The organism is Cytobacillus sp. FSL M8-0252 (assembly GCF_038007345.1).
GTDB lineage: Bacteria > Bacillota > Bacilli > Bacillales > Cytobacillaceae > Cytobacillus > Cytobacillus kochii.
Genome location: NZ_JBBOWZ010000001.1, coordinates 323,895 through 350,282 on the forward strand (window position 1 = coordinate 323,895; position 26,388 = coordinate 350,282).

Genomic DNA, 26,388 nt, shown 5'->3' on the forward strand with positions numbered 1-26,388 from the left:
CTTAAATCATTATCAAAGGAAAAGGAGGGCCACATGTGAACAATCCTAAATTCAAAGAGTTTTTAAGAATAACAGAAGCGCTGAATCAAGTGAATATCATTCCTTTGTTAATGGGTTCGGTGGGGCTTGAGCTTTTGACAGGAGTGGATTGGCAAGCAAGAGATTTAGATATTCATGTGCCAGGTGATGACAGAGGGTGGGCAGTATCTCCGGATCAGAATGTTTTTGAGTGGCCAAAGATTGTTGATGTGATGGTATCGCTGGGATATCAATTAGTCGATTTGCATGAACATGAATTTATGAAAGAGGGTTTGTCGGTTGAGTTTGGAATTATCGATACGTTACCTAGCTTTGCTGGAATTCCCTTAGCAGAATTAATGCTACAACAAGTTGAAAATAGTAAGTACTATTTATTAAATCACGAGCAATATTTAAAGGTTTATCAAGCTTCTTCTAAAGATAGTTATCGTGCTGATCAAAATAATGATAAAGATAGGGAGAAAATAACTTATTTACATAAGGGGGGAAATCATGCTAAAGAATAGCCTTTCTTTTGCGGTGATCTTCTTTTTAACGGGAACGATATGGCAATTAATAAGTAGTCAGCCCATTTCTTGGTTTGAGAATATAATGGTAAGTTTGTTGGTGTTTCTTGGGTATCTATTTTTTGAATGGACCAACATTCCTTTTGATTGGAATAAAAAAAAGCATAAGAACAGAGAAGAATGATATCTAAGACAGATATCATTCCAGCTTGTAGACAAAGTCTAAGAATTAGACCAAGTCTACAAGCTTTTTTTGTATAATAGAATGGAATCGATTTTTTGTGGGGGATATAAAATGTTATCAAAACACGTTGAAGATGGAAGAAATCAAATTGAAATGGTTGCGTTGGATCAACTTGTTCCAGATGATCATCTGGTCAGGAAGGTTGAACAATCGATTGACTTTGAATTCATTTATGATCTGGTAAAAGATAAGTATTGCTTAGACAATGGTCGACCGAGTGTTGATCCCGTTGTTCTAATTAAAATGGTCTTCATACAATACCTTTTCGGCATACGCTCAATGCGTCAAACCATAAAGGAAATCGAAACCAACGTGGCTTATCGATGGTTTATTGGCTATGGGTTCACCGAGAAGATTCCTCATTTTTCAACCTTCGGTAAAAACTACGCACGACGCTTTCACGATACAGATCTATTTGAACAAATTTTCTATCGCATTCTAAAAGAAGCGATGACCAAGGGATTGGTCGATCCATCCATTGCTTTTATTGATTCTACTCATGTAAAAGCGAACGCTAATAAGAAGAAATTTGAAAAAAAAATAGCCCGAGTCGAAACGAGATCATATCAGAATCAGTTAGATGAAGAGATTAATATCGATCGTGAGAAACACGGAAAAAAGCCCTTCCCCCCGCAGAATAAAGAAGAGTCAAAAGAAATAAAAGTTAGCACGACAGATCCTGAAAGTGGTTATTACGTAAAAGATGAACGCGAAAAACTATTTGCGTATTCGTTTCATACGGCGAGCGACTCCCGTGGGTTTATCTTAGGGTCACTGGTCACCGGAGGGAATGTTCACGATAGTCGGATGTTGGACAAACTCGTCACTCAAGTCACAGATAAAGTCGGTAAGCCCCATTCTATCGCTGTTGATGCAGGATATAAAACACCACACATCGCTAAATTCTTAATGGACCAAGACATCAGACCTGTTATGCCTTATACACGTCCAAAAACGAAAGACGGATATCTTAGAAAATACGAATACGTTTACGATGAATATTTTGACGCCTATCTATGTCCCGAAGGACAAATTCTATCTTACCGTACGACGACAAGAGACGGGTACAAACAATACGCTTCAAATCCTTTGGAATGTAAAGACTGTCCTCTGTTAGAACGTTGTACGCAAAGTAAGAATCATACCAAAATGATTCATAGACATGTATGGCAGGAGTACATAGAGGAAGTAGATCATTTGAGACATACCGAACGTAATAAAACTCTATATGCGAAACGTAAAGAAACGATCGAACGAGTCTTTGCGGACGCAAAAGAAAAGCATGGCATGCGTTGGACGACCTTAAGAGGTATTAAAAAAGTTTCAATGCAGGCGATGCTTACGTTCGCTGCCATGAATCTTAAGAAATTGGCAAACTGGACATGGCGAGGGTCATGTCCAACCTAAAAAAGAAGAAAAATCTTTGACAACAATAGAAAACCCCACCTTCGCTTAATGCAAAGTTGGGGTTTGTCTACGGTCTGGAATGATATCTAAGACAGATATCATTCTTTTTTGTTTAAATATAAGAATTTTGATAATATACAAAAAACATTTGAAGTTAACGTTAACGTCAATTGTATACTAAGAAAAAGGAGGTGCTGATGACTGAAGACAATACGTGAAGTAGCTGCAAAATTTGATGTTTCTACAAGGACGATTCGCTATTATGAAGAGCTAGGGTTAATTAGCTCGACTCGTTCTGAAGGCAATCATCGTTTGTATACAAAAAAAGAGTGTGCCAAGTTAAAGTTGATTTTTCGTGGAAAGCGGTATGGTTTTTCATTGGAAGAAATTAAAGAAATGGTGTTGCTATTTGATTATGACAGAACGGGTATGGCCCAGTTAGAACGTACGATTACTTATGGTAATCAGCGGATCCAGCAAATTGATCAAGCCATTGAAGAACTGTTGGAAATGAAAGAAGAGTTGCTGTCTTTGAAGAAGAGCTTTAGTGAAAGGCTCGAAAAACTAGTAGAAGAGAGGGATCGTCATGAATAGTTCGCAATTAGTCGCAAGAAATGCCAGGAAGTATCCTCAAGCACAGGCAGTAATCGGTTTTGAAGGAAGTCTTACTTTTCAAGAGTTAAACGATAAAGTAAATGCGCTTTCAAACGGTTTATTGGAAAGAGGAATTGATAAAGGAGACAATGTCTGTTTGTTTATGCCTAATACATTTGAATTTATCATTACCTATTTTGCTGTGCAAAGAGTGGGTGCTGTTGTTATACCGATAAATGCCAAGTTCACATTGGATGAGGTGCAGTACATTGTCGATCATTGTGAAGCGAAAGCTATTTTCGCACATGAGATTATTTTTTCAGCAGTTGAGAGTATTGAAAAAGTACCATTGAAGATTAAAACGGGAGAGCATGCGCAGAATTGGGAAAGCTTTGAGCAGTTATTGGCCCTTTCTCCTGGAAAAGAAGTTGAGTGTAATCTAACGGAAGATGACTACAGTACCATTCTTTATACATCTGGAACGACAGGTGATCCTAAGGGTGTTCTTTTTAGCTATCGCAATATTTTAACAGTGGCGCAAATGATTGCTGTTGAAATGGAAGTAAAACCAGATAGTAAAATGCTTTTAATGATGCCTTTAACGCATTCAGCCCCTCTACATTTATTCCTCATGTCAGCAACCGTTGTCGGGGCAGCAGTTGTCATTACTCCTACCTTTACGCCAGACCTTCTTTTGAAAGCGGTTGCAACACATCGCACAACACACTTTTTTGGTGCACCGGTCGCTTATTTACTGACCGCACAACACCCAGAATTAAAAAACTACGACCTATCATCGATGAAATGGTGGGTTTACGGAGGAGCGCCGCTTGCCAAGGAACAAATTGATCTTATTGCTGAAAGATTTCACACGGATCGACTAACAAGTGTGTATGGCTTAACGGAAGCAGGACCAAGTGGCGCCATCATGTTACCTGAAGAGCATGGAGAAAAGACGGGTAGCATTGGTATGCGAGCACCCCTTCATACGGAGTTAAGAATTGTTGATGAACACGGTCAAGTGATCCCGGTAGGTGAAGTTGGAGAAATTGTCTTGCGTGGAGAAGGCAACATGGTTGGTTACTACAAAAATAAGGCATTAACAAAAGAAACATTTATCGGTGACTGGTTAAAGACTGGGGATTTAGCAAGACGGGATGAAGAAGGCTATATTTGGATAGTCGATCGTAAAAAGGATGTTATTATCTCAGGTGGTGTAAATATTTATCCGAAAGAAATCGAGGACGTTATGATGAAGTATCCCACTATTCAAGAGGTTGCGATTATCGGTCTCCCACACCGTGAATGGGGAGAAACAGTAACAGCCATCTTCTCAGCAACAGAAGATGTAAATAGTGAGGAGCTCAATCGATTCCTTGTTGACCATTTAGCAAAATATAAAATCCCACGTTCCTACCATCAAGTTGACATGTTGCCAAGAAATGCGTCAGGGAAAATATTAAAAAGAGTGTTAAAAGAAGGGGTGGAGCAAGTATGAAAGTATTGAAGGAACCGGAAAAGAAGAGCGGCTATGCAACTAATTTTTTCAAAGAAGACGAGACGTTACTTCATATTTTAAAAGAAAAGCTTCCTCCTGCGTTTTTTGATTACGCAGTTGAAAAATTAACAGCGTACGGCGCGCAATGTGCTGGTCCGATTGATGAACGTGCTAAATACACTGATCGAGAAGGACAACCAGTGCTAAAACAGTATGACCGCTATGGTGAAGAAGTTTCTGAAGTGTGGGTGAATAGCGGCTACAAACAAACAGTAAAAGAATCATACGGTACGGGTATGGTGGGCTATGTGCATAAGGAAATCCCTGAGCTTGGTAGAAAAGGCAACTATATTTACAGTTATGCGCAAGGGTATCTCCTTTCTCAAACAGAGCCAGGATTTTATTGTCCAGTTACTTTATCAATGGCGACCGCCTATCTATTGGATCATTATGGAAATGAAGAAATAAAGAAACGCTTCTTACCGCATGTGTGTGCAACAAATGCTGATGAGGAATTATACGAGGGAGCGACTTTTTTAACTGAACGGCAAGGCGGGTCAGATGTAGGTGCAAATGTCGTGAGAGCAGTAAAAGAAGAGGGACAATACCGGTTGTATGGTGAGAAATACTTTGCTTCCAATGCTGGCCAATGTGGTGTAGCAATGGTGTTAGCAAGAAAGGAAGGCGCCAAAGAAGGAACGCGGGGCTTAACATTGTTCGCTGTTCCGTGGAAACAAGACAATGGCGAGCTAAACCATCTTCGCATTAGAAGATTAAAAGATAAATTGGGTGTGCGTGCTGTCCCATCTGGAGAAGTAGAATTTGATGGTAGTGTTGCCTATGTAGTCGGCGATGAATCAAAAGGTTTTTACTATATGATGGAAGCATTAAACCTTTCTCGGATATGTAATGCTGTCGCATCAAGCGGCATCATGAAGCGAGCGTATGAGGAAGCAAAGCAGTATGCCATGGCAAGGGAAGCGTTCGGTCAAAAGTTGATTGATTTGCCAATGATTCAACAAACACTTTCTCAACTTAAGGCAAAGCTTGAGGTAGAGGTCGCCGCAATTTTCGATTTAGTAGAACTATACGACAAGGTTGTAGCGGGTGAGGCAAGCGATTCGGAGGTTATTCTACACCGTCTCTATATTGCCCTTTTGAAAAAAGAATCAGCAGAAAATGCGATTCATTTTGCCCATGAAGCAATAGAGTTGCATGGAGGGAACGGTTATATAGAGGATTTTATCACCCCAAGGCTTTTACGAGATGCCCAAGTGCTAACGGTATGGGAGGGCACGGCGAACATACTCGGTCAGGAATTAATCCGTCTCGTTAATAAATTCTCTGCCGACGAACTATTTATCAATCAAACGTTTGATCGAATTGCTTTACTAGCTAAAGGTGAACAGACCGCACTCGTTGAAGTAAAGTTTGCTGAAGTGAAACAACAGCTGCAACAATTCGCTAAAGCTGAGCCCCTCGTGCAGCAACTTCAAGCGAAACCATTAATGGAAAAAATGGCTCATCTTTATGAAAGTGTCATCGCATTAGAATATGCGCAGAAATTTAAGGGTAAATATGAAGCGATTGCCGAACTCTACTTAAAGCAAACTTGGGGGAATGCTGATGGAGAAGAAACAAGGGTTTTGGAGTTAAGTAAGATCGTTATATAATCAGTTGCATCCCTAGAGTGCTAGGGGTGTTTTTTTATTTGGGTGGGGGGATGAGATCTGAATCAGGTAGGGTTGTATATCGAGGGAGGGGATTAAAGGGTTAAATAATTCGCCAGTAAGTTTGCTCAAAAGAGAATGTCCACTCAAATGGGTGGAAGGAGGGCAAGAAGTGTTGGGAAATGGGGAATAAGAACACAAGAGTAAAGAAAAGCGCGAAGAAGTGTTGCCAAATCAGAAATAAGAACACAAGAGTAAAGAAAACCACAAGGATGTGTTTGTAATTCAGAAATAAGAACACATGAGTAAAGAAAAACGCGAAGAAGTGTTGCCAAATCAGAAATACGAGCACAAGAGTAAAGAAAAACGCGAAGAAGTGTTGTCAAATCAGAGATATGAACACAAGAGTAATGAAAACTACAAGGATGTGTTGTTAAATCAAAAATGCGAACATAGCAAGGCGGATAATACCAAGCCACCAGCGAAAAATTAAAATAACAGCTTGATTTAACAAAAACCTTAATGCAACTCATGCTAATGCCCTAACCCTGAATCAGACTTAAGACTAATTTTTACTTTTTGAAACTAAATGTCTCACAAAATCGTATAGAATAGTAGAGAAGAGTCTAAAAAAAATCCTGGGGGGGATGAAAGATGTCTACAGGAATGCTATCAATTATTGCAATCGCATCTATCGTTATTTGGCTTGCGGTATCGAATGAAGTTTTAAAAACGGAGAATAGTCGCTCGAAGTTGATTACTTTGATGACTGCTGGCACTTTAACAACAGTGATATTGACGATTTCACTTTTTCAAAGCGTGTCATTTAAATGGTAGGTGAAACTTCATGATATTTGAATTTGTAAAAGTCGAAGTATTAATACCAGGCGAATATATTGTGAGATTAAGAGATGAATTGAATGCAATAGGAACATTAACAGTGGGGAATTATGATCAGGTTATATCCTACTCAGAGGTAAAAGGTTACTATAGACCTTTAGAAGACGCTAATCCTTACTTAGGTCAAATTGGGAACATCTCGTTTGGGACAGAATGTAAGATGGAATTTCGTTGCCTATATAGCCGGATGGAAGAAGTGAAAACAATCATCAAACGCATTCACCCATATGAAGAGCCAGTGATCTATTTTCATCCGGTGTTCGTTTAATATAGAAGGGATTTAAACAAGGCCTGATTATAACCAACCTGGGTCTATTGATGATGGCTAGGTTGGTGAAGTTTTTACCTTGTTCATTCGAATCCACAAATTGTATCGAAAACCTCTTAGAATGAACCTCTCTCATCATTTAATCCATTTTTCCGTATATAAAGACTTATTGTGTAATATGATGAACTATAAGCTTACTTTTGAAAAGAGGCGTGCATTTGTCAAAAGTTCATCTCTCTCTTATTTTAGGAATACTTTCTATCATCACACCGTATATTGGACTTGTTATAGGTATCTTTGGAAGCATCTATGCATCAAAGTTATTGTGCAATATTAATGGACCTAAAGAAAGAAAGTTAATTTCTGCTGGAAAAGTATGCAGTGTGATTGGCATTTTCCTTCATACTATTCTGCTCATTTTATTAAGTTTTTCTCTTATTATTTTTTTCTTAACCAGTGTGTAAGCAGAAAAAATCTTTGTGGCTCCCCGCCTTTATAAAAGAATTAGACTGTGCTATTATTTAGGAGGTATATCGTCTTAAAGCAAGATGATATATCTATAGTTAAATGATGAAAATAGGCGAGGCGAAAATAAAAATGTCAAATGATAAAGTAAGGATTGAAAACGATTTCTTAGGTTCGAAAGAAGTGCCAATAGATGCATATTATGGTGTTCAAACCTTACGTGCAGTTGAAAACTTTCCAATTACCGGATATCGCATTCATGAAGAGCTGATCATCGCAATTGCTATGGTTAAAAAGGCAGCCGCGTTAGCAAATATGGACACAAAAAGATTATATGAGGGGCTTGGCAATGTTATTGTACAGGCTGCTGATGAAATTATTGAAGGTAAATGGCATGATCACTTTATTGTTGACCCGATTCAAGGTGGCGCTGGGACATCCATTAATATGAATGCCAATGAAGTGATTGCCAATCGTGCGCTAGAGTTACTAGGGAAGAATAAAGGAGACTATGCACTTCACTTAAGTCCGAATAGTCATGTCAACATGTCACAATCAACAAATGATGCTTTCCCAACAGCGATTCATATTGCTACATTGAATGCATTGGAAAAACTGACACAAACGATGGAGCATATGCTTGCGGCATTTAAGGAGAAAGCAAAGCAGTTTGATCATGTGATTAAAATGGGTAGAACACATCTGCAAGATGCGGTTCCGATTCGTCTTGGACAAGAGTTTGAAGCATACAGTCGTGTAGTCACAAGAGATATTAAACGGATCCAGCAATCTCGTCAGCATTTATATGAAATCAATATGGGGGCAACGGCTGTAGGAACGGGACTAAATGCAGACCCTATTTATATTGAAAGTGTTGTTAAACATATGGCTGAGATTACGGGCTTACCACTTGTTGGCGCCGATCATCTTGTCGATGCGACTCAAAATACAGATGCTTATACAGAAGTTTCTGCAGCGTTAAAAGTCTGTATGATGAATATGTCTAAGATTGCTAATGACATTCGTTTAATGGCATCAGGCCCACGCGCTGGTCTAGGCGAAATTTCATTGCCTGCGCGTCAACCAGGTTCTTCTATCATGCCAGGTAAAGTGAATCCTGTTATGCCTGAAATGATTAACCAAGTGGCATTCCAAGTCATCGGTAATGACCATACCATTTGCCTTGCATCCGAGGCAGGACAGCTAGAATTAAACGTAATGGAGCCGGTACTTGTTTTTAACTTATTACAATCAATCAGTATTATGAACAACGCTTTCCGTGCTTTTACAGATTACTGTTTATCAGGCATTGAAGCGAATGAAACACGTTTGAAAGAATATGTAGAAAACAGTGCAGGGATCATTACAGCAGTGAATCCACATATCGGATACGAAGTCGCAGCACGCATCGCGAGAGAAGCAATCATCAATGGCAAATCCGTTCGTGAACTGTGCTTAAAATACGATGTGCTTACTGAAGAAGAATTGGATCTTATCTTGAACCCATACGAAATGACGAACCCAGGTATCGCGGGTGTGTCTTTGTTAAATAGAGATTAATTTAAATGCTTAGAGTTGATAATGGCTCTAAGCATTTTTGTGTTGTTTTAGTAAAAAAATGTATAAAGTATTTTACATTTTTTAAAGGTGTTAGTATAATAAGTGTCAAATACTTTTTACATTTTGAAGGAGGAATCATTTTGAACGGGATTGTTATTATCTTTTTTTCACTGCTAGTTTTAAGTTTAATACTCATTTTTTTTACAATCAGTACGTTACCTCAACTCGGTGATGAAAGGAAAAAATTAATTAAAATGAAAGCACAATCTTATTCCTTTGCAGTAGTCATAGCCGTGTTAGTTTTAGAAATGGGGAAGAAGGTTTATTCAGCTTTTTGGGGAAGCAACACTTATGAAGGAATCTCACCATTTTCCTTTCTACTAAGTATTTGCATTATCTACTTGATTACATTACTTTTTTATAAGAGAAAATACGGTAATTAAGATGAAAAACCGAATACGTGAGTTAAGGAAGTCAATGAAACTATCGCAGGAGGATGTAGCGAAACGTTGCAAAGTAACGAGGCAAACGATTAATGCTATTGAAAATAATAAATATGATCCAACACTGCAGTTGGCGTTTAATTTAGCTGCAATATTGAATACAACTGTGGATGAATTGTTTATCAATGAGTAGTAGGAAATGAGAGAATACACTAGTAAAATTTTTATGGGAATTATTAAATTTAATTCTATCTATATTATTCATTTTCACCTCAACTTTCATTAAATACAATGAAGAGATTGAAGATAATAGGTGTAACTAACAATGGTACGAAGTCTTAGTGATTTAGGTATACTATTGGGATTGAATGTGGAAGTCACTGTGGTAGAGCATCACAGTGACTTTCGTAAAAACATTATCTAGATAATAATTATAGGATTTGTTGGTTAGAAAGTGACGGGTAATGAATCGATACTTTGTGAAGAAAGGTTAAATTGCCATTCCACTTTTTCTTTAGGGATTTTTAAAGATAAGTTAGGCATACGTCTTAATAGGGAAGTAAAAGCAATTTCTCCTTCCAAACGTGCGAGTGGTGACCCTAGACACATATGCATACCATGACCGAAAGCTAGATGTTGATTTATTTTTCTTGTAATATCTAAATCTTCAGAATCAGTAAAAATTTTTTCATCTCTATTCGCGGCTTTTACCATGACCAAAACCATATCGCCCTTTTTGATTTTATTACCAGATATCTCAACGTCTTCTTTTGCAAAGCGTGGTCCTACAGCAGTTGAAGGGCCGTTATATCTTAAAAGTTCCTCTACAGCAGATGGTATTAATCGAAGATCCTTTTTGAGTAACTCAAGTTGCTTAGGATTTTCAAATAACATCATACTACCTGTAGCTATTAAATTTGAGGTAGTTTCATGTCCTGCGAAAATTAATAAAGTAATCATGGAAATTAATTCTGATTCATCGAGGCGATCTCCTTCAGCCTCGATAGCAATTAACTGACTAATTAAGTCATCAGAGGGGTTCATTCGTTTTCTTTCAACTAATTGTTTCGTATATTCTCCGAATTCTTGAAGATTTTTTGCAACAGTAGCATCTTGCTTTCCCCATCCAAGCCCCGTAGCAATTGCAGAAGACCAATCTTTTAGTTTTTCACGATCTTCATAAGGAACGCCTAACATCTCAGATATTACATTAATAGGTAATGGATAGGCGTAGTCTTTTACAAGATCCATTTCACCTTTAGAGTGAACTTTATCTAGTAACTCATCTGCAATTTCTTGTACTCGAGGTCTCAACCCCTCCATGTATCGAGGAGTAAAAGCTTTTGATACCAACATACGTAATCGCCTATGATCTAATCCATCTAAAAAGAGCATTGATTTACCAGTAAAGAAGGTATCGGGAGCTGACGATTTTTCTTTACTATTAATTTTATCTCTAAAATTCTCTTTTTCTTCAATGGATGTTGGGTCTACTGTAAATTGCTTAGCGTTTTTAAGAATTTGAACAGCTTCTTCCATATGGACAACTATCCAAGTTTGATTATCTGTATCGCCAATAGGGTTAGATATTGGAATAATTGGCCCTATATCACGTGTCTTGGAAAATACGAAAAATGGATTCTCTTCACTTTTGCCACTTAATACACCTAGAACCTCGCTGGAAATATCTGATTTGTTCAGCATCTTAACTTCCTTCCGGTAATTAATTTTATACTCAAATTTGAGTATATTAATAAGCTTACTAAATATCTTTATTAATAGTAAATAAGAGTAAAGTACCTATTGGTGATAGGTCTTAAGTGGGGGAATAATTGCATTTTTCAATGTGTTATTATAAACGTATATGAGTATAAGGAGAAACAACATGTCTATTCAAATTTTTATTTTAAGTAAACTAATGAATGAAGATAATTATCCATACAACATAAAGAAATTGTTATCTGAACCCGTACCGTTAGATAAAATGCGGGCGATTACAGAAAGCAAATTATATTATCATTTCGATTCCTTAGCCAAGCAAGGCTTAATTGAGGTTGTAAAAGTGATTAAAGAAGTGCATCGACCAGATAAACAAGTTTATCGTATAACCGAAAAAGGACGTTTGGAACTTCCGAAAAAAATATATAAAGTCTTTGAAGATGCTGATACTATAAATGATATGATCTTAGGCATCGCGAATCTAAATTATGTTAATCCGGACAAGGTGATAGAGATAATAGAAAAAAAGATTATCGAAGCAAGAGAGTTACAAGAGACTAGGGCTCGTTTGGAAATATTGATAAATAATGATAAAGATCACCGCTATAATCGTTTCTTAAGTAATTATTTCTATGAAAGTATACAAAGCAATATCTATTGGTTAGAAAAACTACTGAGCGACTTAAAAAAGGATAATTAGCCCATATTGACAATATTAAAGTCTAGTTCTTGAAAATAGTAAAGAGATCTTGTTCTGCATAGGTTTAAGGTACTCAACAAAAAAGCTGTCGAGAAATCGACAGCCAACAAATATATATAACCCCTTGTTTACTCCACATACACCGCCGTACCATAAGCCAATATTTCACTGGCGTTTGCCATTATAGCTGACGTTTCTATACGTACACCGATAATCGCATTTGCCCCTTTTTCTTTGGCATGCTCTACCATTCGACCGATTGCTTTCTGGCGAGATTCCGTCATCATATCTGTATATTCCGAGACTTCTCCACCGACAATCGTACGTAATCCGGCAACGATATCTTTTCCAATATGTTTCGATTGGACTGAATTTCCCCTAACAAAACCTTTTAACTCTTTTATTTCTTTACCTGGTATTGTTTCAGTAGTCACGATAATCATTTAATTCATCCTCCTCTTTTCTACGAACGTTTCTTACGATGAAATAGAATATTAGTGGTACCGGTGCTTGAATTAAGGCGATAATACCCCAGAACCAATGATTCATTCCATTTTTCTTTGCATTAGTAAATAAAAAGATACTTTGTGATAATAAAATAATTGCTACTAAGAATAGTAAAAAGAAATCAATATTCGTCATGTCGCACCTTCTCTCTATGTTTTTGGATTTGCAGAAAGGTATAACAGATGACAAGAAGGACTGTAAGACCTTGTAATGTGATAAAGACAACTGGTATTTGGGTTAATGTTGTAAAAAATAAAACAAGAATAAGTGTTGCTATTCCGCTGAATAAGAGTAATTCTCTTCGCCATTTTTTGCTAGCTTCATCCTTTTCTGCGATGACCATTTTTTCAAACCAATCTTCACTAGGAGTAGAGATGGGGTTATTTTCCTCAAACTGTGCAAAAGAACGTTTCATTTCTTTTGAAAAATCTTCTTCATCCTTGTTTGATAGGATTTTCCATTGTTCCTGGGCCTTTCTCATCTTCACCCATCTCCTTTCGAATGGTTTTAATTCCGCGGTGAACTCTAGATTTTACTGTTCCTTCAGCAATTCCAAGCATTTTGCCAATCTCATCATACGCATAGCCATAATAATGTTTTAAAATAATCGGCACTCTTAATTCATCTTCTAATTCACCGAGAGAAGCTAATAAGAAATCCCAATCTTCATTTCGTGACTGTGCCTGCCATTTTAATTTCCGCATATGTTGTGCTTTAAAGGCATCAGCTCGCTTCTGGCGCCTTTTTTGATCGATATATAATTTTGTGCCAATGGATATGAGCCAAGTGGAGAATTTCGATTTCACCTGAAATTGATTTAGTTTTTCAATCGCTTTTGTCATTGTCTCTTGTGCCAAATCCTCAGCTTCTTCTCGATTAAGGGTGAGCTTCATTAAATAATGAACGAGAAGGGGATAACTCTCCTTAAATAAGTGAGCTAACGCCTGGTTATCGCCTTTTTTCGCTGCTTTAATCCATTTTTTCTCTTCCAAACCTTGCCCCCCTTTTCTTTGGATTTACTATTATGACGATTAGTGTTCTCCTTTCGTTCACGAAAAATAAAATTTTTTGAATGGAGATAGAGATTATTTCTTGTTATTGCATAGAAGTTATGCGAGTGGATAAATATGTAAATGATAATTACAATGTTCAATTATATCCTTATTTTCAATAACATGGACCCTCTGGTGGCATGACTACAGAGGAAAGAGCCAGCAGTATCTAGGCGTGTGTGCTATACAATCTCCACATAAACTTGGGCGGTGGTATCTTTTAAATATGTGTCAGCTTCATCCAATCAATACGGTAATTCTTAAATGAGCGTTTATAGTTAAGACTGAACGCAAATGATGTTTACGCGCAAAAGAGAGAAGAGGAAGTCAGAGAACTGCGCGTAAATCGTGTATACGCGCAAAAGAGAAAAGAGGAAGTCAGAGAACTGCGCGCAAATCGTGTATACGCGCAAAAGAGAGAAGAGGAAGTCAGGGAACTGCGCGCAAATTGTGTTTACGCGCAAAAGAGAGCAGGGGAAGTCAGGGAACTGCGCGCAAATCGTGTTTATGCGCAAAAGAGAGAAGAGGAAGTCAGGGAACTGCGCGCAAATTGTGTTTACGCGCAAAAGAGAGAAGGGGGAAGTCAGGGAACTGCGCGCAAATCGTGTATACGCGCAAAAGAGAAAAGAGGAAGTCAGAGAACTGCGCGCAAATCGTGTATACGCGCAAAAGAGAGCAGGGGAAGTCAGGGAACTGCGCGCAAATCGTGTTTATGCGCAAAAGAGAAAAGAGGAAGTCAGAGAACTGCGCGCAAATCGTGTATACGCGCAAAAGAGAGAAGAGGAAGTCAGAGAACTGCGCGCAAATCGTGTTTATGCGCAAAAGAGAGCAGGGGAAGTCAGGGAACTGCGCGTAAATCGTGTATACGCGCAAAAGAGAGAAGAGGAAGTCAGGGAACTGCGCGCAAATTGTGTTTACGCGCAAAAGAGAGAAGGGGAAGGTTGAGAACTGCGCACGATCGTGTTTACGTACAAAAATCACAAGAAAGAAAACAGATGATGTTGGTTTAAACTACCGTAGATAATAGTTGTTGCAAGTTCATAAATAATCAAGATTGTTCATCGTTAGATTGACATTGACGGAAGAAAAGTGCTGCTAAAAAAAGTAAGGATAAAGATGTGTCTACTCCCCCTCTCAGAAATCCAAAAAGAAAACTGCCGGTCTCAAGGAGAAAATAGAAGAGAAGATGTTGGTTTGTCTAGCTGCTTTTGGCGCTTTCATTTTGCATGGTTACCTTATGGATATCACGCCGATGTACATGTCACCCTGATTCCACAGTTCATTCATCGTGCGAAAATCCCCCAAAACGTTGACTTGAAAAAAAGGCCCTGCGTTCCCCCAGAGCCTTTAGATGATTAATATGCTTTTTTCAGAAGGACCTTATTGGCTGTTGTGTAAAGCATGACAACGACTAAGGCACATACGATAAAGGTAGGTAGCATATATGTTCCGTTATATACGAGTGAGTAAAGTGCGACAGGTTGATCTGCCGGAGCATAGGCACCAAATAGGATAATGCCTGATAAATAATGGCATAAGAAGCGTAAGAAACTTCCTAAGAAAACGCCACTAATAACATACATGTTTGCTTTGGCAAATTGGCCGTCTTGATAATTTTGCACAACTTTATTCATATAGATGCCTGCGAGTCCGACAACAGCAAAGGCTACGAAATAGTCAATGATCCAAGAGGCGAAATGAAAAGGAACAGCTCCTGTTAAGATTTGAAGTCCTCCTAATAGTAAGCCCGTTAAGACGCCGCCTTTAACACCCCAACGAAAGGCCATTAAGAAAACCGGTACCATAGCAAGTGAGATGGACCCACCTTGTGGCCAAAATCTCCCCATCAGTAAGCCTGATAAGAAATCAAGTAATAATGCCAAAGCTGCAAATATAGCAATTTCCACCATAAAAAGTGTTTTATTTTGTTTCATGTTTTTCCTCCTTCTCCGAAAAGAGAAGCGAACGAGTAAACCTGTATTACTTTTTTGTCATGAAAAAAAGCAATACATAGGCGGTGATGGATGCCTAGTATTGCTCATATCCAAAACCACGATCCCTACGCTAGCATTATCTAACAGGTTCTTAGGGTCAGAACGAACTCGCTCACTCTCAGCCATATTAGGCTCCCCTTGTGGAAGTATTAAATTTATCCTCGGTTAGAATATACTATGACTTTCATCAGAATTTAAGAATCTTTTTTTGGTAGTAAAAAAACAGATTATTTGTGAAACTTATTCCCTAGATAGTCGTAGAATAATCAAGGAGTGATTGATATGAAGAAGGTTTTTGAAGTAAACCATCATGGAAATCATATATTAATCGAAAATTATTGGATTAACGGAGAAAAGTTGTATGTAAATGGTGAATTACAGGATGAAAATTTAGGTCTAGCATTAAGAGGGGATTTGAAAGGTAAGTTAGAAGATTCAAGTGAAATTAAAGTAACTATTGGCGGTTTCTTTACTATTAATTGCAAAATATTTCTTGAGAATCGTTTAATTTTTTCATCTTAATAAAACTTACGGGGGTAGAGGGTATGGTAGGGTCAATAGATCCTGATAGGTTTATAGATCATTGGTTAAGAGAAGATTTTAAAACAATTTATGAAGCAACTTCAAAAGTGTTTCAAGGAATGGTTTCATTATCGGCATTTATTGAGATGAGCGCAGCTTTTAATGAAGGTGTGCGTAGTTATCATCTTACGTCACGGACGGATGTCTTAGGCATTGGTCAGTTCGTATGGGTAGATAACTCAAAAGCAAAAGCAGTTGTGGTTGGATTCGATGATAAATATACAATTGTCAGTTTCTATTTGAAACCCTACTTTGTCTTTCCAGAAACAGATAAGATTTATACAAAGAATGAATACATTATGCCAGTGATGGATGATTGGTTTGTTTTCTGGGGTGGCACAAATGAATTTATTAATTACCATTACGTATATGAACATCAAAGGTACGCGTATGATCTATTAAAGGTGAAGGATGGCTCTACATATAATGGTAGACCTGAAAAAAATGAGAGTTATTACGCATTTGCAGAGGAAGTTATCGCCCCTCAAAATGGCAAAGTAATAAAAGTGGTTGATGGTCTCGATGATAATATTCCAGGGCAGATGGATGAAGAACACCCCCCAGGCAACTATATTGTGATAGAGCATGCGCATAAGGAATATAGTATGATTGCTCATTTTAAAAAAGACAGTATCATTGTCCAAGAAGGAGAGGAAGTTCTTCAAAAACAATTACTTGGCAAATGTGGGAACTCGGGTAACTCTTCTGAAGCGCATATCCATTTTCAAATCATGGATTCAGAAGATCTTCATAAAGGAAAATCAGTTCGCATTCGTTTTAAAAATGGTGTAGAACCGATTCAAGGAGAAATCGTAACAAATCATTTAACAAAATACCTTAATCGATTCGAAGAGAAGTTCGACAAGGTTGAAAATACGATGACAATAGCAGACTATGTTTTTGCCGTTCCCAGAGCAATTATCCAGCTTTTTAAATAGAGAAATACAGTTAAATGGAGGTCGCTTGTGCCGGCCTCCTTGCCCACAATTCAATCAAACATTTATTTAAATCGCAAAAAAAGTGGTTTGATAATAATCGTTGCTCTTTTCGTAAGACTCAGTGCGGTTTTTTAACGTATCAACTAATAACTGGATACTGTAATCAAGTTCGTTCCTTTGATTAACACATAAGAGAAGGAATGTTCTTCTTAAAGCCTTCCAGCTTCTATAGGCCGTATGTCAACTCCTCTTTAATAGTTACCTCGGAAAATAAGGAGCTTCTAAGCTACTTTTTACACTCCTCTTTATTCCTTGTGTAGAGCTGATGAACGTCGATTTGACGCTAATTTGATGTAATTCAATCAAGTGCCTTTTTCGTGCCCTACTCTTGGTCATATAAATCCTCTATCGAATGAAAATGCCTTTCCATATGTGGGTGAACAGAAGGTCAATAAGCAATCTTCTGCAAAGGGGTTCTGGACAAACTCTTTCGCATTGGTTTGCCTTTCCACAAGCCAATATCTACTGCTATGGTGCCTGCCACTATCAATTACTTATTCGCTATTCCCAATTGTAACATGATAAGATAATTGCTCATGAGTGGCTCGTAATTGTGCGATAACACTTGGCAAAATAGCTTTACCAATCGTAAAGCTAGCTCCGATTCGTATGAACCCTGGGGCAACTTGTTTTTTTATGCTAATTATAGAATCGATCTTTCGACACCTCAAAACTGAATAAGTGTTAAACAGAAGGAGAATAAGCTCTAGGTAATGATGATTCTAAATTTAGTCATATGAAACTAAATAAACGTGTGCCGATTGAATATCGACACACGTTCAATGTTCAGCTTTTTATGTTGTCTACGTGACAGGGACAAGACAAAAGATTACGTTTTTTAAACTAACTTCATGGCTAAAGAATCAACATTCTTATTTAGCCATGCTAACTGCTTTGTTGTCAGCCTAGCAATTTTTAAATATTCTTTTGGTAACTTTCCATATGGTTCGTAAAAATTACTGACAGCTAGCTGAAAGAAATACAGATACGGCATATGGAACAAATCGTACTTAGTCAAGGTAAACCACTTTGAATAGTTATCTATATAACGTTTAAGAGCATTAGATTCAATTTTTCCACTCTTAGCAACAGGGTCCGCATAAGCGAAAGACATCATTACTTCCCAACATGCAGGTAAATGACAGGCGTCTGTCCAATCAATTGTATATAATTTTGTTTCCTTACATATGATTTGAGAAGTATAATAATCTCCATGTGAATTAGTACATGTAAACTTAGAATAATCAAACGTATAGTTATTAATTGTATCTAGATACTCTAATCGGTTAATAATATCTTTCATAGTTGTCGTATCGTTTGACTGTTGTGCTTTTTTAAAAGTCTTGAGGTAGGATTTTTTTGCCTTAATAATTTGACCGTTAGTAAATAATTCTTTATTAATCATTCCTGTTTTTAATTTGGGGGTTTGAGATAATACATGTTGAATTTTTCCTAAATTTTGAGCGGATACATCCTTAAACCAGTCAGTTCCATTATTTAAGTCATAAATTTCCCCATCTATATATTCTTGTAAGTGGTATTTTTCCCCGTTTATGGAGAATGAATAAGTTCCTTGATTAGATTTAATAACTTGTGCTACAGGAATTTCGTTTTCGTAAAGGTACTTAACCAATTTGCCTTCTATTTCGGTATCTTGAATATAGGAAGGAATACGTTTTAGAACGTAACTTCCTTTAGATGTATTTAAATAATAGGTTGCAGATATATTATGATCGGTAAGTTGTGTCATGTGAGTAATTTTTAAATCGAACTGTTCGTTCAGTATATCTTTCATTATATAAAAGTTCATTAATTACACTCTCCTCGATGAATTATTTTTGAGAAAAGCTATGAACCAGACTTAAACATAAGTTATTCAAACAAAAATCCTCCTTCATTAATCTGATTAATATTCTATAAAGCATATAGAGTAATATCAAGTAAAACAAAACGGTAATAACTAAGTTATTTCCTCTAGATAGTTTCTTTACACATAGTTAGTTTTTATATTAGTCTGCTCTGGTTGGTTGATAGTTACTTTATTTCTTTAAATAAAGGGAATTCTTCTAGTTATGTTGCTAAAGGGGTAGAATTGTGACAATTGATTGATAAAAAGAGAAGACCCCAATCTTTTATAGAATGGGGTCGATTTTTACTCGTTTTTAATTAAAGGAGTTAATTCGCTTTTTTTGTGCAGTATAGTCAACTTATGCATCGCTCTAGTTGCTGCGATATATAATAAGCCTTTGTCAAATTTAGATTTATATACATCAGCATTTGCAAAAGGAATGAGCACCTCATCAAATTCCAATCCTTTAGCTAATTGGATTGTTGTTACGGTTATCCCTTGCTCAAATGTTTCACTGGTATCACTTAGTTTATTAAGTGTAAAAAACTGTTTTAGTTCATCATAAATTTGATTTACTTGTGCTTCACTTTTACAGATGATACCTAAACGATTAAACGAGTTATTTTGGAACTGGATGATTAATCTTTGTAATTGATCAATCAAAAAATGCTGGTTTGTATACGATATAATTTCTGGTTTTTCTCCATGGCGATCAATTGCTTCGATGGAGTAATCCGGCATAAACTGCTTCGCAAAAGCGATAATTTCATAAGAGGATCGATAACTTTTTTTCAGTTCTACAAATTCCATTCTATCAAATATGTTACTGAAGGATTGATCGGAATTTAAACTAAAAGGATTCAACATTTGACCAAAATCACCTAAGATTGTTTTCTTGCACCTAAATATTTTATTGATTACAGCGTAATGAACGGGACTGTAATCTTGCATTTCATCAATAACTAAATGCTTAACTAAGTTAAACGACTCGATGCCCTCAAAATAGTAGATACAATATATATATGGAAAGACATCTTGATATTCTAGTCTTTCTTTATTCCAATTTAGTGCATCAGCATTATTTATCACATTAAAGAAATGTATATAAATAGATTGGGCATCACTAAATTTTAAATAGCTGCTAAGTCTTTTTTTTAAGTCTATTTTGGAAGGGATGTTTTTAATTTCTGCTGCTTTACTCTTCTTTAAAATGTCCAAGACATCATTAGATAACTCATCCAACCGTTGTTTTACTGGGAGGTTATTATAACTATGGAATCTTGATAAAAGGTATTCTTTTGTTATGATCGTATCACCAAAATGCATATTTTCATCCGGTTGGAAGATGTTTGAATCAATATTCTTTATATAATTGCTCAATTGCTTAAAAAAAGCTAATGAGGATTTTAGTTTTACTCGAAGCGTATAGTTAGAATGAGGTTCCTCTATGATTCTTTTGGTTTGTTCGTATAAAGATTCAGCTTTTATATTCTTTGGAAGAAGAGCTGTGGCAATATCATCAAATGTCTGTTCACGAACTGGGTCTTCACCCAGTTCAGGCAAAACATTTGCTATAAAATCAGCAAATATTTTATTCGGTGATATGATTGTGATCTGATCAGACGATAGCTTTTCTTTGTGCTTGTAAAGCAAGTAGGCAATGCGATGCAGAGCAATGGCTGATTTTCCTGAACCAGCAACTCCTTGAATGACGAGAGTATGAGCAGATTCATTTCGTACAATCTTATTTTGTTCTTTCTGTATGGTTGATATAATTGTTTTCATTCGATCATCAGACGTTGTACTCAATTCTCTTTGAAGGACATCATCTTGGATAGTCATAGAGCTCTCTAATGCATACTGCAATTGCTGATCCTTAATTTTATACTGTCTTTTTCGGCTGATTTCCCCATGTATCATACCAACCTGTGCTTCATAAGCAGCTTGCCCAAGTTCGTATTCATAATACATACTCGATATCGGTGCTCGCCAATCGTAAATTAATATATCGTTATCTCGATCAGCTAGGTTGAACTTTCCAATATAAAATTCTTCTACCTCATCGCCATCCTCAAATTTAAAATCGATACGACCAAAATAAGGTGATTCTAAAAGCTTTTTTACTTTATTTAATTGACTATAGTAAAAGTCAATTGTTTTATCAATATTAGTCATAGACCGATAATTTTGGTACATCTCCATCGGATCAGCAGTAAACTCGGATAAATAATGCTTTAAATCATGATAATCTGCATCGTCTTTTTTAATTTTATGATTGATGTAATCTTTTTCTTCTTCCAAATGACTAATCATTTCTTTTAATCGTATACTTTCTTCCTGGAATATATCAGATGTCATTATAGCACTCCTTTCTTATACTTAAGTTTTCATAAATATAGTGTAACTGGCTTAATCATGTATCTCTCCTTGTTGGTATAAAACCATTTCCTGAGTAGGATAACCAAATTCAGTCAGAAGTTCTGCTTCTCTAAAACCTAGTTGAATTAATGCATTTCGGTAGCCTAGGTCAGCTTTATCTCCTTTTCTAAAAGACGTGATGTGGACTTTTTTGTAATTTGCCAAATCGGTCATCTTTATAAAAAGATGTATAATCTCTGGTTTATCATATAAAGGATGAACCCCCAGGAAATCAATTCCCCCATTTATGTGGGAAATCAACATATTTCCAATGATTAATCCATTTTCTATCATGATGAAGGCACGTCTGTCAGCAATGTATGTTTGAAGTACCTTTCTATGCTCTGCTTCTTGCAAGTGAGGAAAGCCATCAATTACGAGGCTTACAAAAGCCATCCAAGATGGTACATCATCCTTGGTAGCTTCTTTAATTATTCGTAAGTTCTCTAATTCTTTATTGTTACTCGTCTGAGTCCATTCATGATTAAATTGGAATCGTAACTGTAATGGATAATAGTCTTTTTCCTCACGGTATTGAAGGGGTGATTTCTTATACATTGCTTTAAATATAGTGGTAAATGATTGCTGACTCTCGTAACCAGCAACCAATGCGATTTCTAGAATAGACTTATCGGAGAATACAAGCATCTTTGCTGCCTCAGTTAACTTTCTTCGCTGTACATAATCATGAATAGTCATACCTACTGTTTGTGAAAATACCCTATGCAGATAATACTTCGAATAATGCAAGGCATGTGCAACAAGTGCTAGGTTCATTTTCTCTGATAGATGAGCTTCGATATAATCAATGGTATCCATAATTAGATTCACTTTTTTCAAAGCTTGACCCTCCCTCACAAATAATAACAAGAAAACCTAAAGATCTTTTCATTATTCTTGCTCTTTTCTTACACATATACTAGCGGATGCCAGCAATATTATATTTAAATATGACAATGAAGGGAGAGTAATATACATTTAGTATTGGAAATGAGGGAATTTATACGGATAACAAACTATTTTTTTGTTGATAGCTCATACTATCATTACAATGTTAGGTGGAATTCAGAAGTTTACTTATATATTGAAATAACTATCACCTTAAAATGGACAATGCTTAAAAAGAGGTGGTTTGGTCGAGTAGAAAAGGAACGAATAGAACCTGTCACTTGTTCCATTCATCCCATTTAATCAAACGTTTGTTTAAATACTAAGCTTCAGTACCATATTTCAACGTATTGACCAATAATTGCGTATTGCGATTAAGGTTTGTCCCTTTGGTCAGGATATAAGAAAAGGCTCGTTTTGCATAAAGGCCATCTATCGGTACAATCTTCAATAGACCGTATGTTAATTCCTCTTGTATGGTTGCCTCGGATAGTAAGGCGAGTCCTAGTCCACTTTTTACGCTACTTTTTATTCCTTGGGTAGAGCTGATGATGAAGGTGGATTTGACTCTAATTTGATGAGATTCGATTAGATGGTCAAATGATTGCCTTGTCCCCGAACCTTCTTCACGGATAATCCATTCTTGATCATGCAAATCTTCTATCGAATGAAAATTTCCTTCATAGGCAGGTGAACAGACAATCACTAAACGATCTTCTGCGAAGGGTGTTTGGACCACCTCTCTTGCATAGGTTTGCCCTTCCACTAAACCGATATCTACTTCTAACCGCCTCACACTATTAATCATCTGATCTGAATTACCAATCGTCACATGGAAGGATAACTGCTCATGAGTTGCTTGTAATTGTGCGATCACGCTCGGCAAAATGTATTCACCAATTGTAAAACTAGCTCCGATTCGTATGAGTCCTGAGGCAACTTGTTTTTTCTCATATAATGTTTCTTTAAGCTGTTGATACACATCCCATATTTTTAAGCCTTGATTATAAAAAAGTTCCCCTTCTGCTGTTAAGTGGACTTTTTTTGTTGTGCGCTGAATGAGTGAGGTCGCAAATTCATTTTCCAGGTTTTTTATATGGACACTAACGGTTGGTTGAGATAACGCCCTTTGTTTAGCTGTTTTTGTAAAATTTTTCTCGCGTGCGAGGACAAGAAACGTCTCAAGTTCCTCCATATGCATGATAACCACCCCATTTATTAATAAAATGAATAAGTATTATTATATATATTTATTTCCAAAATAAAAAGGACAAAACTATACTGTAATAGAGAAAGGGGAGGCAGCAATGGATTTAAAGTCATCTTTGAGAACAGGCTCCTTTTATTTTGGAATAGGAACGACATTGATTATTGCAATTATGGCTGGCCTTCTCGCCAAACTACCTTACCTGACGATAATCGGTCATCTTGTTTTAGCCATTTTGCTAGGTATAATTTGGTCTCATACGATTGGTTGGAACCGTTCATATAAAGTCGGTGTTGATTTTTCTAGTAAAAAATTATTAAGACTAGGCATTATCTTGTTAGGTTTGCGCCTTAATTTATCCGATTTAGCTCATGCAGGTGTAAGTACTTTTCTTTATGCGGCATTCTTATTATGTGTCACCCTCATAGCAGTTTATAGCTTCGCTAGGATGCTTCGTGTGGATAAGACATTAAGTTTATTAACGGCATGTGGTACGGCGATTTGTGGGGCGGCTGCGATTGTGGCGATTGCATCTGTTGTCAGAGCGAAGGAAAGTGTGACTGCTGTCAGTGTCGGTGTGATTGCTGTGCTTGGTACGCTATTCACGTTACTTTATACATTTCTTTATCCGATTTTACCAATAACCGATTACCAATATGGTATGTTAACTGGAGGCACCTTGCATGAGATTGCGCACGTTGTTGCTGCTTCTTCTGTTGGTGGTGTGGAGGCAGAGAATATCGCCATCATCGTTAAACTAACAAGAGTCATTTTACTTGTACCAGTGGCCATTCTTATCGGCTATTATATGAAGAAGCGGGAAAGTCAAGAGAGCGCAACAAAGAACAAGTTACCTATTCCTTGGTTTATTTTCGGTTTTCTCGCAATGAGTGCCATCAATACGTTGGGGTGGTTGCCGACTGAACTTGTTCAATGGCTTATTAGTGGATCATATTTATTATTAGCAATGGCAATGGCGGGCTTAGGGCTAAATGTAGAACTCTCCGCTTTTAAGAAAATGGGCCTGCAGATTTTTTATGCGGCATTACTTGGTACGATACTGCTTGTTTTATTAGGATTTATCATTATTTTTATGATGTAAAGGGTCACATGAAGTGTGGCTCTTTTTTTTGTTCCATTGTATGATAATAAGAATATATTTCCATTTTATATGTATGAAGGAGTAAGTATGAAAAGTATATACCTCGCTATCGTTTTAAGCGTATTAGTTCTCATCGGTTGTGAAAAGGGAGAGCCGATGGTGTTATTGAACGAGCCAATTAAAGCTATTCATTTTTCACCATCAAAAGGCGTGGGTGAAATAAATGAAACCATCCTTTTTTCTATCAAAGAAGATGCAGACATAAAAACAGTGGAAAAAGTCATTTTAACAGCTGTAAAAGAGCCAACAGTAATAAATGAAAGACTGCCAGATTATGATGTAATGGTTGAGTATAAAAAGGGTTTGCCTACTCATGCCATTCATTTATGGGTAGGAGAACAAGATGAACCTAGTATTCTCATGTATATGGTTAATGATGGGGAGACGTATTTGACCACAGGCGACATGACGAATGTGTTAAGGGAGATGCTTAAGAAATGATTATAAACGAACAAGAGCAAAAAATAATAGAATGGACCAGATTCAAGTTCGGCTTAGCTCATTATGATTTATGTCGTAGTAGTTACAGTCGCCGTGTAACACTTTTTAATGAAACAGTTTACCAATATTGTATGGAGTGGTTTCCTAAAGAGGCAGGTATTGTTGAGGAAAATTTAAATCCTGAGGGAACGGCAGTAATTACGATCGATTTGCAAACAAATAAGGTAGAATCCGCTATTTTTGTGGAAGGGAAAACATATGCAAAGCATGGTGTTGTCTTTCAACAGCGGGATGTAGAAAGCATTATCAAATGGATAGAAGCGGAAACGAATTTAATATATGGTAGGCATTTTCAACTGGATTCCCATAATGAGGAGGAGTATTCTTTTAAAGGATCTTATAAAGGGATGGACGTTTCCCCGTCTGGTTATATTGAACTGAAAGTAAATAGAGATGGGGATTTGATTTTTTATAGCATTCATGGTTATTTTCCAACAGATGAATGGGTGGAAGAAGAGGAATATACATTGACCGTTGAGCAAGTGGAAAAAAACGCACAGGCGCAAATCAGGTTGATACATGATCCTTCCTTTGAAGAGGAAAAAATCCAAGCTATTTATGGTATAGAGGAAATTTATGTAACCAATGATCTTTCTAAAACGATTCCTTATGAAGGTTTTGCGACTGGGATTGGGCAGGTAGAAGTGCAAGAAGTATTGAATTGGACAGAGCCGTTACAAACACCCTTTGCTAGAAAAGAAATGGAATGGATAGAAGATATCTCAGCAAAACAGGCATTCACGAATGAACCTAGTGCTGATACTGAACTGATTAATGAAAGTGAAGTAACTGCTTATATTGACGTCGTTCAAACGTTTTTAAGACAAGTATACCCAGAGTATTCAGGGGAATGGTTATTAACTTCTTTCAATCGGGATATTGGTTATATTCACGCAAATTTAAAAGGAAGTAAGAGCCACTCGTTTGTTTTCCAGCGGAAACTGAAAGTCTTTATCGATCCCCGTTCGCTCGAGGTGATTAATTATATAGACAACCAGATATTAAGTGATCAATTTAAATCGTATGATGGCCCGGAAGAGGTTGTCCTTTCAAAAGAAGAAGCCTATGAAAAAATCAAAGAATTCATTGTGTTAAAACCTTGTTATGTGTATGACTTTGATAAACGAAAATATATTTTAAGTGCAATGATTGATAGTTTGTATGGGGTTGATGCCAATACCGGTGAAGTTTTCTTGTTGGCGGATAGGAAGTGAGGG

At 36.8% G+C, this 26,388-nt stretch carries 30 protein-coding genes and 1 riboswitch; of the genes, 20 read left to right on the forward strand and 10 right to left on the reverse strand.

The window, feature by feature from the left end:
• The first annotated feature begins 35 nt into the window (after positions 1–35).
• The 13 genes from MKX83_RS01680 (at position 36) to MKX83_RS01740 (ending at position 9,787) form a co-directional block, all read left to right on the forward strand.
• Positions 36–545 carry a phosphoribosylanthranilate isomerase gene (locus MKX83_RS01680; RefSeq protein WP_341053748.1) on the forward strand — a complete coding sequence of 170 codons (510 nt, stop codon included), beginning with the start codon at positions 36–38 and terminating at the stop codon, positions 543–545.
• Positions 532–729 carry a hypothetical protein gene (locus MKX83_RS01685; RefSeq protein ID WP_322910250.1) on the forward strand — a complete coding sequence of 66 codons (198 nt, stop codon included), beginning with the start codon at positions 532–534 and terminating at the stop codon, positions 727–729. The genes MKX83_RS01680 and MKX83_RS01685 overlap by 14 nt, the downstream gene beginning before the upstream one ends.
• 111 nt (positions 730–840) lie before the next feature.
• Positions 841–2,196: an IS1182 family transposase gene (locus MKX83_RS01690; protein ID WP_191817413.1), complete on the forward strand. Its 1,356-nt coding sequence runs from the start codon at positions 841–843 to the stop codon at positions 2,194–2,196.
• Positions 2,197–2,406: 210 nt separating this feature from the next.
• Positions 2,407–2,790 carry a MerR family transcriptional regulator gene (locus MKX83_RS01695; RefSeq protein WP_340978640.1) on the forward strand — a complete coding sequence of 128 codons (384 nt, stop codon included), beginning with the start codon at positions 2,407–2,409 and terminating at the stop codon, positions 2,788–2,790.
• Positions 2,783–4,288 (forward strand): class I adenylate-forming enzyme family protein, encoded by a 1,506-nt coding sequence (locus MKX83_RS01700; RefSeq protein ID WP_095371012.1) that lies wholly within the window; start codon positions 2,783–2,785, stop codon positions 4,286–4,288. Before MKX83_RS01695 ends, MKX83_RS01700 begins: the two co-directional genes overlap by 8 nt.
• A complete protein-coding gene (locus MKX83_RS01705; RefSeq protein WP_322910252.1) occupies positions 4,285–5,961 on the forward strand; it encodes an acyl-CoA dehydrogenase family protein in 1,677 nt (558 codons plus the stop codon). Before MKX83_RS01700 ends, MKX83_RS01705 begins: the two co-directional genes overlap by 4 nt.
• Before the next feature lie 298 nt (positions 5,962–6,259).
• On the forward strand, positions 6,260–6,451 hold the full coding sequence (locus MKX83_RS01710; RefSeq protein ID WP_340977348.1) for a hypothetical protein: 192 nt from the start codon (positions 6,260–6,262) through the stop codon (positions 6,449–6,451).
• A gap of 161 nt (positions 6,452–6,612) precedes the next feature.
• Positions 6,613–6,795: a hypothetical protein gene (locus MKX83_RS01715; RefSeq protein WP_095371010.1), complete on the forward strand. Its 183-nt coding sequence runs from the start codon at positions 6,613–6,615 to the stop codon at positions 6,793–6,795.
• Positions 6,796–6,805: 10 nt separating this feature from the next.
• Positions 6,806–7,126: a cytochrome C biogenesis protein gene (locus MKX83_RS01720; protein ID WP_095371009.1), complete on the forward strand. Its 321-nt coding sequence runs from the start codon at positions 6,806–6,808 to the stop codon at positions 7,124–7,126.
• A gap of 218 nt (positions 7,127–7,344) precedes the next feature.
• Positions 7,345–7,590, forward strand: a complete 246-nt coding sequence (locus MKX83_RS01725; RefSeq protein ID WP_095371008.1) for a hypothetical protein — start codon at positions 7,345–7,347, stop codon at positions 7,588–7,590.
• 133 nt (positions 7,591–7,723) lie between these two features.
• Positions 7,724–9,151: an aspartate ammonia-lyase gene (gene aspA, locus MKX83_RS01730; RefSeq protein WP_095371007.1), complete on the forward strand. Its 1,428-nt coding sequence runs from the start codon at positions 7,724–7,726 to the stop codon at positions 9,149–9,151.
• Positions 9,152–9,291: 140 nt separating this feature from the next.
• Positions 9,292–9,594 carry a hypothetical protein gene (locus MKX83_RS01735; protein ID WP_095371006.1) on the forward strand — a complete coding sequence of 101 codons (303 nt, stop codon included), beginning with the start codon at positions 9,292–9,294 and terminating at the stop codon, positions 9,592–9,594.
• A 1-nt stretch (position 9,595) separates the two neighbouring features.
• Entirely contained in the window at positions 9,596–9,787 is a 192-nt protein-coding gene (locus MKX83_RS01740; protein ID WP_095371005.1) for a helix-turn-helix transcriptional regulator, read from the forward strand.
• Positions 9,788–10,041: 254 nt separating this feature from the next.
• Here the strand turns inward: MKX83_RS01740 and MKX83_RS01745 are convergent, their stop codons facing one another.
• Complete coding sequence (locus MKX83_RS01745) at positions 10,042–11,298, reverse strand: cytochrome P450 family protein (RefSeq protein WP_095371004.1); 1,257 nt, start codon at positions 11,296–11,298, stop codon at positions 10,042–10,044.
• Positions 11,299–11,479: 181 nt separating this feature from the next.
• Here MKX83_RS01745 and MKX83_RS01750 point away from each other — a divergent pair, with 181 nt between their 5' ends.
• Positions 11,480–12,013 carry a PadR family transcriptional regulator gene (locus MKX83_RS01750; protein WP_095371003.1) on the forward strand — a complete coding sequence of 178 codons (534 nt, stop codon included), beginning with the start codon at positions 11,480–11,482 and terminating at the stop codon, positions 12,011–12,013.
• Positions 12,014–12,141: 128 nt separating this feature from the next.
• On the opposite strand, the gene MKX83_RS01755 is transcribed toward MKX83_RS01750, so the two are convergent.
• Genes MKX83_RS01755 through sigY form a run of 4 tightly spaced genes read right to left on the reverse strand, consistent with a single transcriptional unit; the run spans position 12,142 to position 13,512 of the window.
• On the reverse strand, positions 12,142–12,456 hold the full coding sequence (locus tag MKX83_RS01755; protein WP_340977359.1) for a YbjQ family protein: 315 nt from the start codon (positions 12,454–12,456) through the stop codon (positions 12,142–12,144).
• The gene (locus tag MKX83_RS01760) at positions 12,437–12,655 is read right to left on the reverse strand and encodes a hypothetical protein (protein ID WP_095371001.1); all 219 of its coding nucleotides are present in this window, start codon (positions 12,653–12,655) and stop codon (positions 12,437–12,439) included. The genes MKX83_RS01755 and MKX83_RS01760 overlap by 20 nt, the downstream gene beginning before the upstream one ends.
• Entirely contained in the window at positions 12,642–13,001 is a 360-nt protein-coding gene (locus MKX83_RS01765; protein ID WP_307315724.1) for a YxlC family protein, read from the reverse strand. Before MKX83_RS01765 ends, MKX83_RS01760 begins: the two co-directional genes overlap by 14 nt.
• On the reverse strand, positions 12,955–13,512 hold the full coding sequence (sigY, locus tag MKX83_RS01770) for an RNA polymerase sigma factor SigY (protein WP_322910257.1): 558 nt from the start codon (positions 13,510–13,512) through the stop codon (positions 12,955–12,957). The genes MKX83_RS01765 and sigY overlap by 47 nt, the downstream gene beginning before the upstream one ends.
• A gap of 408 nt (positions 13,513–13,920) precedes the next feature.
• Here sigY and MKX83_RS01775 point away from each other — a divergent pair, with 408 nt between their 5' ends.
• The gene (locus MKX83_RS01775) at positions 13,921–14,517 is read left to right on the forward strand and encodes a hypothetical protein (RefSeq protein ID WP_341053755.1); all 597 of its coding nucleotides are present in this window, start codon (positions 13,921–13,923) and stop codon (positions 14,515–14,517) included.
• A 410-nt stretch (positions 14,518–14,927) separates the two neighbouring features.
• Here MKX83_RS01775 and thiT read toward each other — a convergent pair whose 3' ends face one another.
• Positions 14,928–15,506 carry an energy-coupled thiamine transporter ThiT gene (thiT, locus tag MKX83_RS01780; RefSeq protein ID WP_095370997.1) on the reverse strand — a complete coding sequence of 193 codons (579 nt, stop codon included), beginning with the start codon at positions 15,504–15,506 and terminating at the stop codon, positions 14,928–14,930.
• Positions 15,507–15,610: 104 nt separating this feature from the next.
• Positions 15,611–15,715, reverse strand: a riboswitch (TPP riboswitch).
• A 133-nt stretch (positions 15,716–15,848) separates the two neighbouring features.
• On the opposite strand from thiT, the gene MKX83_RS01785 reads away from it, so the two are divergent.
• Positions 15,849–16,088, forward strand: coding sequence for a hypothetical protein (locus MKX83_RS01785; RefSeq protein ID WP_095370996.1), 240 nt, complete (start codon positions 15,849–15,851; stop codon positions 16,086–16,088).
• Between the two features lie 23 nt (positions 16,089–16,111).
• Positions 16,112–17,086: a M23 family metallopeptidase gene (locus tag MKX83_RS01790; protein WP_341053757.1), complete on the forward strand. Its 975-nt coding sequence runs from the start codon at positions 16,112–16,114 to the stop codon at positions 17,084–17,086.
• Between the two features lie 898 nt (positions 17,087–17,984).
• On the opposite strand, the gene MKX83_RS01795 is transcribed toward MKX83_RS01790, so the two are convergent.
• The 4 genes from MKX83_RS01795 to MKX83_RS01810 all read right to left on the reverse strand — a co-directional run bounded on the left by MKX83_RS01795 (position 17,985) and on the right by MKX83_RS01810 (position 23,502).
• Positions 17,985–18,956 carry a phosphotransferase gene (locus tag MKX83_RS01795; RefSeq protein ID WP_095370994.1) on the reverse strand — a complete coding sequence of 324 codons (972 nt, stop codon included), beginning with the start codon at positions 18,954–18,956 and terminating at the stop codon, positions 17,985–17,987.
• Positions 18,957–19,298: 342 nt separating this feature from the next.
• Complete coding sequence (locus MKX83_RS01800; protein ID WP_341053759.1) at positions 19,299–21,353, reverse strand: HelD family protein; 2,055 nt, start codon at positions 21,351–21,353, stop codon at positions 19,299–19,301.
• A 51-nt stretch (positions 21,354–21,404) separates the two neighbouring features.
• Positions 21,405–22,244 carry an AraC family transcriptional regulator gene (locus MKX83_RS01805; protein WP_341058541.1) on the reverse strand — a complete coding sequence of 280 codons (840 nt, stop codon included), beginning with the start codon at positions 22,242–22,244 and terminating at the stop codon, positions 21,405–21,407.
• Positions 22,245–22,623: 379 nt separating this feature from the next.
• Positions 22,624–23,502 (reverse strand): LysR family transcriptional regulator, encoded by an 879-nt coding sequence (locus tag MKX83_RS01810; protein WP_095370991.1) that lies wholly within the window; start codon positions 23,500–23,502, stop codon positions 22,624–22,626.
• A gap of 106 nt (positions 23,503–23,608) precedes the next feature.
• Between MKX83_RS01810 and MKX83_RS01815 the strand changes: the two genes are divergently transcribed.
• From MKX83_RS01815 to MKX83_RS01825, 3 genes are all read left to right on the forward strand, one after another.
• Positions 23,609–24,610 (forward strand): YeiH family protein, encoded by a 1,002-nt coding sequence (locus MKX83_RS01815; protein WP_095370990.1) that lies wholly within the window; start codon positions 23,609–23,611, stop codon positions 24,608–24,610.
• A gap of 87 nt (positions 24,611–24,697) precedes the next feature.
• Positions 24,698–25,111, forward strand: coding sequence for a hypothetical protein (locus MKX83_RS01820; protein WP_095370989.1), 414 nt, complete (start codon positions 24,698–24,700; stop codon positions 25,109–25,111).
• Entirely contained in the window at positions 25,108–26,385 is a 1,278-nt protein-coding gene (locus MKX83_RS01825) for a hypothetical protein (RefSeq protein WP_095370988.1), read from the forward strand. Before MKX83_RS01820 ends, MKX83_RS01825 begins: the two co-directional genes overlap by 4 nt.
• The last annotated feature ends 3 nt before the right edge of the window (positions 26,386–26,388 follow it).